The 10,139-nt window shown below is 64.3% G+C and carries 1 pseudogene; it reads left to right on the top strand.

Annotation, left to right across the window (positions count from 1 at the left end):
• Positions 1-10,119 (top strand): annotated as a pseudogene (locus ACOTZB_RS15205) (hemagglutinin repeat-containing protein); the annotation flags it as partial.
• Between the last annotated feature and the right edge of the window lie 20 nt (positions 10,120-10,139).

Raw genomic sequence — 10,139 nt, 5'->3', positions numbered from 1 at the left:
GTCGCGGCGGCGCTTACGCCGGCCGGGCAGACCACGGTCGATCGGGCGGGGAACGGGGTGCCGGTCGTCAACATCGCCACGCCCAACGGGGCGGGTATCTCGCATAACCAGTTCGGTGAGTATAACGTCGGCAACGAGGGGCTTATCCTCAATAACGGCACGGACCGCTTAACCCGAACCCAGCTGGGCGGGCTTATCCAGAACAACCCCAACCTGCAGGCCGGGCGGGAAGCGAAGGGCATCATCAACGAAGTCACGGGCGCCAGCCGCTCGCAGCTGCAGGGCTACACGGAAGTCGCCGGTAAGGCGGCAAACGTCATGGTGGCCAACCCGTACGGGATCACCTGTAACGGATGCGGATTTATCAACACCCCGAACGTCACCCTGACCACGGGGAAACCGCAGTTCGACGCCAGCGGTAACCTGCAGGCGCTGGAGGTGACGAAAGGCGCCATCACGGTTGAAGGCCAGGGGCTGGACGCCAGTAAAAGCGACGCGCTGTCGATTATTGCGCGCGCAACGGAAGTGAACGCCGCGATCCACGCGAACGACCTGACGGTAACGGCAGGGGCGAACCGCGTGGGCGCAGACGGCAGCGTCAGGCCGATTGCCGGTGAGGGCGCCGCGCCCGTGGTGGCGGTGGATACCGGCGCGCTCGGCGGGATGTATGCCAACCGTATCCGCCTGGTCTCCAGCGAGGCGGGCGTGGGGGTGAACCTCGGCAACCTCACCGCGCGCCAGGGGGACATTCAGCTGGATGCGGGCGGCAGACTGACGGTCAGGAACAGCCTGGCCAGCGGCTCGATTCGCGCGAATGGCGCGGGAGTGACCCTCAGCGGCAGCCATCAGGCTGGTGGCGCGCTGAACGTGGCCAGCTCGCAGGATGTGGAGCTCAGTAACAGCACGCTCGCCAGCCAGGGCGATATGCGCCTTTCTGCGGCGGGGAAAGTGCAGATGACCGGTGGCGGGACAAACAGCGCGGGCGCGCTGGCGGTCAGCAGCGGGCAGGCGATGACGCTCAGCAATACCTCCCTTATCTCCCGCGGCGCGGCGACGCTGGACAGTCAGGACACTCTGACCGTCAACGGCGGCGGCGTGTCGGCACAGGGCGGGGCGCTGACCGTCACGAGCAAACAGGGAATGGCGCTTGCGGATGCAACGCTGACGGGTCAGGCCGACACCACGCTGTCCACCGGTGGCAGCCTGACGCAGCGCGGCGGCAGCGTCACCAGCAAGGGCGCGCTCAGCGTGGCGGCCGGGAAAGATATCACCCTGACGAATACCCGCAGCGGAAGCGATACCCGCGCGACCCTCAGCAGCGGCGGCACGCTGTCCTCCACGGGCAGTGCGGTCTCAGCTGGGGAGAGCCTCGCGCTGAGCGGCGGGCAGCTGGTGCTGGACGGCCAGAGTCGGGCCGATGCCACGGCCGATATCCGCCTGACGGGCAGCACCGTCAGTAACCAGGGGCAGGTGAATGCGGGGCGCGACATTGCGCTCTCCGGCGACAGGGTGTCAAGCAGCGGCCTGCTGGCGGCGAAAGGCCGCCTTGACGTGAACGCCGGAGAGCTGACGAATGACGGCACGGCGCAGGGCAGCGACGTCACCCTGAAGGGACAGACGGTGACCAACAACGGCACCCTGCAGAGCGCCGGCAACCTGGCGTTAAGCGCCGGAACCCTGGCGCAGCGGGGCACGCTGAGCGCGAAAGGTGATGCGACCGTCACGGCGCAGCAGACCCTGCGTAACGGCGGCAGCCTGCTGGCTGACGGCGCGATGAACGTGACCGCAGGCAACCTTGAACAAAACGGCACCCTGTCCGGCGCGACGGCGCTGACGGCGCAGGCCGGCACCCTGACCAGCGGTCAGGCGTCCCGCACGACCAGCCAGGGCAATATACAGATTACCGCGACCCGCAGCGCCAGCCTGAACGGGCAGACGGACGCGGCGGGGGCGGTCACCGTCAGCGCCGGCGACCTGACCACCGGCCGGGATGCGCACCTGCAGAGCGGGCAGGCGCTCACCCTGCAGGCGCAGAATGCCGCGCTGAACGGCACGCAGGCGGCGAAAGGCGCCCTGTCGGTGACGGCGGGCACGATTGCGCACGCCGGGAAATCCACCGGTGACGCGCTGAGCTTTAACGCGTCCGGCGACCTGACCAGCGGCGGGGAGCTCTCCGCCGGCGCCATCACGCTCGGCGGACAGAACATCCTCCAGTCCGGTGCCGCAAAAGCGGACCGCATGACCCTGACGGCCCCCGGGCGCATCACCAGCAGCGGTTCGCTGGTTGCCGGTACGCTGGCGCTGGACGCTGCCTCGGTGGAGAACGGCGGGCTGCTGCAGGGGACCACCCTGCTCGGCCTGAAGACCGGGTCACTGACGAACCTCGCGGGCGGGTCGGTCTACAGCGCGCAGGATTTAACGCTGAATATCCCGGCGCTGGCCAACAGCGGGCTTATCACCACCGACGGCACGCTGCGCCTTAAAGGCGACACGCTGACAAACCAGGGCGAAATCAACGGCGTCAGCCTGAGCGGTGAGTACCTCAGCCTGACCAACACCGATACCGGACGCCTGCTGGCGGACGACCGGCTCACCCTGAACGGCACTGCGTTTACTAACGCGGGCAGTATTGCCGCCGGCGACCTGCACATCACGGCGGACAGCCTGGAGAACCAGGGTACCGTTGAGGGGGATACGGCCCTGACGCTTGGCGTGGCAGACCTCACTAACCGCGGCGCGCTGCGCAGCGGCGGAACGCTGACGCTTAACGGTGAAACGCTGGCCAACAGCGGCGAGCTCAGCGCCACCGCGCTGCTGCTGAACCTGACCCGCCAGGCCAGCAACGAGGCCGGCGGCCGGGTGATTGCCCGGGACGGCCTGACGCTGACCGCCGCTGAACTTACAAACAGCGGGCTGATGGCCGGAGCCGACGCGCAGCTTAACAGCGCGTCGGTGACCAACGGCGGCACGCTGCAGGGAACGCACTCCCTGACGGCGACCGGGGCACAGCTCAGCAACCAGCAGGCGGGCATGCTGCTCTCCGGCGGCGCGCTCGGCCTGCACCACACCACCCTGAACAACGCCGGGCTGCTGCAGGGCAACACCCTGAACCTGGCCACCGGCGAGTGGATGAATACAGGCAACGCGCTGGGGGAAGCGGGCGTGACGGCGGCGGTGACCGGCACGCTGACCAACAGCGGCAAGGTGCTCAGCCAGCAGGCGCTGGACGTCCAGGCCGGCAGGACCGATAACCGGGGCCAGCTGCTGGCGAAAGTGCTGACCCTGCGGGGCGACCTGCAGAACAGCGGCCTGCTTCAGGGCAGCAGCACGCTGGCCTGGTCCGGGAACACCTTCGCGAACCAGGCTCAGGGGCAGGTGACGGGCGGCGGGACCCTGACGCTCAGCGGACAAACGCTGAGCAACGCGGGCAGCCTGCAGGGGCGCAGCGCGACGCTTGACGCCGCAAGCCTGAATAACCAGGGCAGCGTTCAGGCCCTGGACGCCCTGACGCTTGCCGCGACCGGCAGGCTCGATAACACCGGCGCCCTGCTCAGCCAGAACCTGTTCACGCTGACCGCGGCGCAGCTGTTTAACGACGGCCGGCTGGCCGGGAAAGCCCTCACGGTGAAGGCTGCGCAGCTGAACAACACCGGGATTCTTCAGGGCAACGACACGCTGGCGCTGACCACCCGCGCCCTGAGCAACGGCGCCACCGGGCAGCTGATTAGCGGCAGTTCTCTGGACCTGTCCCTCGACACGCTCGATAACGCCGGCCTGCTGCTGGTGAACGGCGGGTTCACCCTGCGGGGCAGCGACCTGACCAACCGGGGCGATATTCAGGCGCAGGACCTGGATTTGGGCCTGGGCAACGCCCTGACCAGTACCGGGAACATCGTGGCCACCGGCGATGCCGCGCTTCACGCGACGACGCTGACCAGCAGCGGCACGGTGGCGGGCAGAACGCTGACCGCAGGCGCGACGGAGCTGCGCAACAGCGGCCTGATGCAGGGCAGCAGCGCGGTTAACGCCGCCGCTGACCGCTTTATCAACGAGCTGAACGGTAAATGGCTCTCCGGCGGCGGCTTCACGCTGACGGGCGGGCAGCTGACGAACGCCGGCACGCTGCAGGGGGCGACGCTGGACATGACCGGCACCACCCTCACCAACAGCGGCACGGTGAACGGGCAGACGGGGCTCAGCGGCACGCTCGGCGGGGCGTTAACCAATACCGGGCTGCTGCAGAGCGGCGGCGCGACCGCCTTCACCGCGGACACCCTGGCGAACCCGGGGCGCATCACCGGCGGCACGCTGTCCCTCACTGCCCGCGATATGAACAACGGCGGGCTGATGCAGGGAGCGAACGGCCTGACGCTCACCGTGACCACGCTGACCACGGGCGCGGCCTCGCGCACCCTCTCCGGCGGTATGCTGACGCTGGACGCAGGCCAGCTGGCCACCCAGGGCACGCTGCAGGGGAACGGCGCGGACATCCGCGCCAGCGACTGGACGCACGGCGGGTCCCTGCTCAGCCAGGGAACGCTGACGGCAAATGCAGGCGGCACGCTGACCTCGTCCGGCTCGCTGATGAGCCAGGGGCGGGCGGATATCACCGCGCAGACGCTGGATAACCGCGGGCAGCTCCTCAGCGAAGGGGACGTGACGCTCGGCGGCAGCACGCTTAAAAACAGCGGCACCGTGCAGGGGAACACCCTCGCGCTGCGCCAGGACAGCATTAACAACCAGGGCACCCTGACCGGCCTGCAGAGCCTGACCGTTCAGGGGCAGCAGCGGCTGATGGCGCGCATGGCGATGGCCGCGCCGCAGCAGGAACTCATTAACGGCGCAGGCGGTAAGCTGCTTACTCAGGGCACCCTGACGATTGCGTCCGGGGCGGTGACCAACGCCGGCAGCTGGCAGGCGCAGAACATCCTGCTTAACGCCCGGTCGCTCACCAACAGCGGCGCGGTGCAGAGCGCTGACGGGCTGCAGATGACGCTGGCCGACACGCTCACCGGAACCACGGGCAGTAAGATTACCGCGCTGGGTACGGCCACGCTGCAGGCCGCCACGCTGGCGAACCAGGGGCAGTGGGCGGCGAAAAACCTGACGCTGACCGGCGGCACGCTCAGCAACAGCGGTGCCATCAGCGGGGTGAATGGCCTGACCCTCAGCCAGACCGGCGCGGTCAGCCAGCAGTCTGGCGGCACCCTGCTCTCCGGCGGGGCGCTGAACGTCACGGCGGCTTCCGTCACCAGCGACGGCAAAATGCAGGGGAGCACGCTCGGCATCACCACCGGGGCGCTCACCAACGGCGGACGCCTGCAGGGCGATAACGGCGCGACGCTGGCCCTCAGCGGGACGCTGACCAACAGCAGCGGGGGCGAAATCGTCAGCCGCGATGGCCTGACGCTGACCACGCCCGCGCTGTTTAACTACGGCCTGATTCAGGGCGGCGGCGAGACGCGCGTGACCGCCTCCTCGCAGGCGCGTAACGACGGCAGGCTGCTGTCCGGCGCGCGCCTGACGCTCGGCACGCCGCAGTTCACCGGCACCGGCTGGCTGCAGGCCACCGACCTGATACTCAATGCGGCAAACGCCACCAACGGCGGCACGTGGGTGGCCGATCGCGCCACCCTGACCGGCACCACGTTTGCCAGCCAGGGCACCACCCAGGCGGGACAGCTGACGGTTAACTACGGCCAGCTGAACAACAGCGGCACGCTGCTCGGCAACGCGCAGCTGAACATTAATGCCGGGCAGGTGACCCAGAGCGCGGGCGGTAAGCTGCTGAGCGGCGGCAACCTGTGGCTGCAGAGCCGGGGGCTGGACCTCACCGGCCAGCTGGTCTCCCTGGGGGACTTAACGCTGCAGCTGACGAACGCGTTTACCAGCCGGACCGCCGTGGCGGCAGGCAGAACCCTGACCATCAGCAGCGGCGGCGACATCGATAACCGCAGCGTGCTGCAGGGGCAGGCGGTTAACCTCAGCGCGGGCGGGCAGCTCAGCAACAACGGACAAATCACCACCGGCGGCGGCACGAGTACGCTCTCCGGCAGCAGCGTGGCGCTGAACGCCGCGGGCGCGGTGCAGGGCGGGGGCGACATCACCGTGGCCAGCCGGAGCAATATTACCGTCGATGGCTTCACCGGCACGCGCGGCTCGCTGACCCTCAGCGCGCCGGGCGCCATCGTCAACACCGCGCTGCTGTACGCGGCGAATAACCTGGCGCTGTTTGCCGACAGCATCACCAACCGGCGCGGCGACATCATGGCGGGAAACAACCTGTGGATGCAGCGGGATGCGGCAGGGAATGCGAACAGCCAGGTGGTGAACACGTCGGGGAATATTGAGACGCAGAATGGGGATATTACGATCAGAACGGGGCATTTATTGAATGAACGTGATGGATTGAATATCAGTAGCTATGAAAATAAATACTCGAATGCTTTACCCGACACGTCTAAGCCTCTGAGTCGTGTTTATTATGTGAAAGATAAGCCGGATTTTGAAATTAGCTTGGAAGAATGGAAAAATAACGGGGAAAAGGTTGTTTATTATTCATGGCAAAATTGCACGGGAGCAATGAATGAACACTGTCGTAATGTAATCCAATATCGTCTGTCTGGCGAAGATACCCGGCAGTTCATTCTTAGTGAGTCCGTCGTTCAGGTTTCAGCTAACGGGGGCGCGGCCAGCATTGCCGCCGGGCGCGATATTAATATTAATGCTGGCTCAATGGAAAACAAAGCTAGCAATGTCCTTGCAGGACGGGATATTGCACTCTCCGGTTCAACTTTGAATAACCTTTCCGCAGAAGGTGGGCGTAAAGTTGAATATGTTGAGGCAAATTATCGTTGTGAATGGTTCTATTATGATTGTGGTAGTGATTATTGGCAACCATTGGAGAAGCTTAGTAATAATAAATGGTATTGGTGGGATGAGGATGAATTAAAATACCGCAGTTATGTACCTTATCGGTTAGGTGAACATAAGACGGAATTTACTACTGATGGAGCGACGTATCGCGCCGTCATCCAGGCGGGCGGCAACGTCACCGCAAACTTCACCAGTAACATCAGCAACACCAATACCACTGCCAACGCGGGCGGCATCAGCAACGTTATCTCCACGCCGTCGCTGAACACCCTCAGCAACCAGACTATCGGCAGCGGTGTGCAAAAACAGGGGCTGAACACGACCGGCACCGTGGCGGTGAACTCGCCGCAGTGGAACGACCAGCTCCAGGGTGCGCTGCAGCAGCTTAACGGCGGCGGTGCGCTGGAAAACGGCGGCGCGTCCGGCACGCCTCTCAGCAACATTGGCACCACGCAGAAAGGCAACGCGAACCTCGGCCAACTGGGCGCGCTGGCGAACGCCGGAGTCACCACCGCCGATCTCCGAACCGCTCAGGGCGGAGCCGTCGGGCATTATCAGGGACAGCGCGTCGATACCAGCGCTTATCCGCTGCCCTCGGGCAACAACGGCTATTTCGTCTTTTCCGATAACCCGAAAAGCCCGTACCTGATCGGCATCAACCCGAAACTGAACGGTCTCGGACAGCTTGATCCCGCCCTGTTTGCCGACCTGAACGCGATGCTCGGGATCAAACCGTCGTCCACGGCGCCGCAGGAGACGCGGCTGGCGTTTACCGACGAGAAGAAGTTCCTCGGCTCGTCCTATATGCTGGGGCGCCTCAACCTGAACCCGGATTACGATTACCGCTTCCTCGGCGATGCGGCGTTCGATACCCGCTATGTCTCCAACGTGGTGCTCAACCAGACCGGTAACCGCTACCTGAACGGCATCGGCTCCGACCTTGATCAGATGCGCTATCTGATGGACAACGCGGCGGCGGCGCAGCAGTCGCTGGGCCTGCAGTTTGGCGTCTCGCTGACCGCCGATCAGATTGCCGCGCTCGACCACAGCCTGCTGTGGTGGGAGAAAGCCACCGTCAACGGCGAAACGGTGATGGTACCGAAACTCTACCTGTCGCCGAAGGACGTCACCGTCAATAACGGCAGCGTGATCGCGGGCAACAACGTCACCCTGAAGGGCGGTGACATCACCAACAGCGGCAGCACGCTGCTGGCGAAAAACAGCCTGACGCTCGACAGCCAGAACAGCATCAGCAACCTCAGCAACGGCCTGATGAAAGCGGGCGGCGACCTGAACCTGAGCGCCATCGGCGATATCAATAACATCAGCTCCACCATCAGCGGCAAAACGGTCGCGCTGGAGAGCCTGGACGGCAGCATCAACAACCTGACGCAGGTTGAGCAGATTGATATCAACGCCAAAGGGAAATACGGCAACATCGGCCTGAAGGACACCCTGCTGGGCAACACGGCGTCGATTACCGCACAGGATGGCCTGTCGCTTGAGGCGGGTAAAAACATCACCGTCACCGGGGCGAACCTGGCCTCCGGCGGCGATATGCTGCTGAACGCGTGGGGCGATATTGCCGTCAACGCGAATCAGATCAACGACGCATTCAGCTCCAGCCGGGAGAAAACCAGCCGTTCCTCCGTCACGTATCAGGGAAGTAACCTCACCGCGGGCGGCAACCTGCTGGTGAACGCCGGGCACAACCTTGACGTGACCGCCAGCGACCTGAAGGCGGGCGGCAGCGCGGGGCTGAGCGCGGGCAACGATCTCAATCTGAACGCGGCACAGACCAGCGAAAGCAGCCGGAAAGGGAAAAGCGAGTCCCACAGCACCGGGCTCGACCGCACCACGATTTCCGCTGGCGATAACCTGGTCCTGAAGGCCGGGCAGGATATCAACGCGCAGGCCGCCGCGCTGGCGGCGGAGAAAAGCGTCGGGCTGCAGGCGGGGCGCGACGTGAATCTGGCTGCGGAAGAGACCACGCAGGGCGACAGCTACAGGTCAGGCAAGAAAACCGTTATTAACGAGTCGGTTCGCCAGCAGGGAACCGACATCACTGCGGGCGGGAATGTGACTGTTTTCGCAGGACGGGATGTGACGGCACAGGCTGCAGATGTCTATGCCGCAGGCGATACAGCCGTGGCCGCCGGGCGGGATATCACCCTTTCCACAGCGACGGAAAGTGACTATGCGTACCGGGAGGAGAAAAAGACGTCCGGTGGGTTCCTCAGCAAGAAAACCACTCACACCATCCACGAAGAGACGCATACGCGTGAGAAAGGCACGCAGCTTTCCGGCGACAACGTTGCTCTCCGGGCTGGCAACAACCTGACGGTGCAGGGCTCATCAGTTGCCGCTGAGCGCGATGTGGTCCTGAAGGCTGGAAATGATCTGACCGTGGAGGCAGCAACCAACACCGATACGTTCTACGACATGAAGAAGACGAAGAAATCCGGCGTTTTCTCCAGCGGGTCGGGATTGGGTATCACCATCGGGTCGCAGTCTTCAAAAAGCACCCGACAGGGGGAAAATACGACACAGAGCGATGCCCGCAGCACGGTGGGCACTGCTGGCGGTAATGTCATCATCAGCGCCGGAAATGATGTCCAGTTGAGCGCGGCAGACGTGGTTGCCGGAAGAACGAAGGATGATTCCTCCCGCAAAACCGGCCATATCGATATCACTGGCGACAGCATCTCCATCCTTCCTGGACGGGATACGGCCACTGAGTCCATGAAGCAGGAGTCCAAATCGTCTGGCGTAACGGTCAGTGTGAAAGCGCCATTTGAAGACACTGTGCGTAACGTGCGCGATATCGTTCGTGGTAAGGGCAACAGTGGCAACAGCACCGTCGATAAAGTGAAGGGGCTGGGGGCGGAAGGCGGTGCGCTCGCGCTTGACGGACCAGGCCAGATGATGGCCATTTCCGCAGGACGCACCCGGGCTTCCTCTGAGTCGCACTACGAGGGCGAGTTTAACAGCGGCAGCCATCTTGCCGCCGCAGGCAATATCCAGATGACTGCCACCGGTAAACAGGGAGGCAGCAACAGCGGCAATATCCTGATTGCCGGAAGCCAGGCTAAGGCCGGTGAAACGGTGATCCTCGATGCGAAACGCGACGTTGATATCACCACCTCCACAGACAGCGAAAAATACAGCAACAGCACTAAAAATAGCGGCTGGAATCTTTCGAGCGCCCTGAGCGCCGGAAGTGCTGTTCGCGCCATCTCGGGTGGGGGTTCCCACGGCAATCA

This window comes from Enterobacter cloacae complex sp. SHL020 (assembly GCF_049236945.1).
GTDB classification, from domain to species: Bacteria; Pseudomonadota; Gammaproteobacteria; order Enterobacterales; family Enterobacteriaceae; genus Enterobacter; species Enterobacter dykesii.
Note: the sequence above shows the minus strand (reverse complement) of the source record. Positions and strands in the feature narration are given on the sequence as shown.